Below are 936 nucleotides of genomic sequence, written 5' to 3'. Positions count from 1 at the left end.
GGTAAAACAGGCGGTTATTCCACGCCACCTACACCAGTTCCGGACTCTCGGGGTATTTGGGGATTGCCTAACCCGGCCCCCGAACCGTTACCCTCCGTACCGGGCACGCCGATCCCGGAGGAGTAGAAGCCAAATATTGAAACATTTCCTATCGAAGACCGGGATTTCAATGACTTTATCATTGTTGACCCGATGGGAGTTGTATCGGCGATTTATGTGTATTTTAAAAAAACTGATGTGGGGGATCTTGAAGTTGACTATTACGGAAATTTTGAAGGCCGTTCAAGGCAGGGCCTATATGAAGTAGATCATATTCCTTCAAAGGAAGCGGTTAGGATATATTTGAAAGGGACATATCCAAACCTGAAAGATGATATTATAGAACAAATGACTGACAGAGTGGCTGCTGTTGCTATACCGATAGAGGTGCATCGGCAATGTAGTGAAACTTATGGTGGGAAAAACAATAGTAAATTTAGAACACAAGACGGAGGATTGGTCACTCAAAAAGTGCTGGATGCCAGTAATTTAGAAGCTGCAGTGGATGCTAACCGGGATGCAAATGCTAAGTGCCTTAGGAATGAATATGGTGTAAGTGATAAAAAGATCGAAGAGATCAGAGCCAGATTACATGAGCTAAACCGGAAAGCGGGGTTATATTAAATGAGTTTGAATGTTGAATAGTTGATAAAGAACATTGGGAAATCATATCTGGATATTTATAAGCAAGGATTGATCTCCTACAAAACAAAACCGAGTGGTACTGTTGGTGATGATATTCATAGATTAGATATGAAACGAGAAGGGGTATTTTTATCGTTTGTTAATAATCAAGATAAAAATCTTAAGGAAGTGATGTAAGTATCCCGCATAATCGTGCCATTCACATTTAGAGACCCTCCGGCATAATCACTCTGCCAACAAAGGAGATCGCTA

2 pseudogenes are annotated in these 936 nt (G+C 41.3%); both read left to right on the top strand.

Features of this window, described 5'->3' with window-relative positions:
- Window positions 1–663, top strand: a pseudogene (locus tag OGY37_RS00245) (S-type pyocin domain-containing protein); the annotation flags it as partial.
- A 21-nt stretch (window positions 664–684) separates the two neighbouring features.
- Window positions 685–855 (top strand): annotated as a pseudogene (locus tag OGY37_RS00240) (DUF6392 family protein); the annotation flags it as partial.
- Window positions 856–936: the final 81 nt, after the last annotated feature.

It is taken from the genome of Citrobacter sp. Cpo030 (assembly GCF_030333005.1).
GTDB classification, from domain to species: Bacteria; Pseudomonadota; Gammaproteobacteria; order Enterobacterales; family Enterobacteriaceae; genus Citrobacter; species Citrobacter portucalensis.
This window is presented reverse-complemented; position numbering and strand designations above follow the sequence as displayed.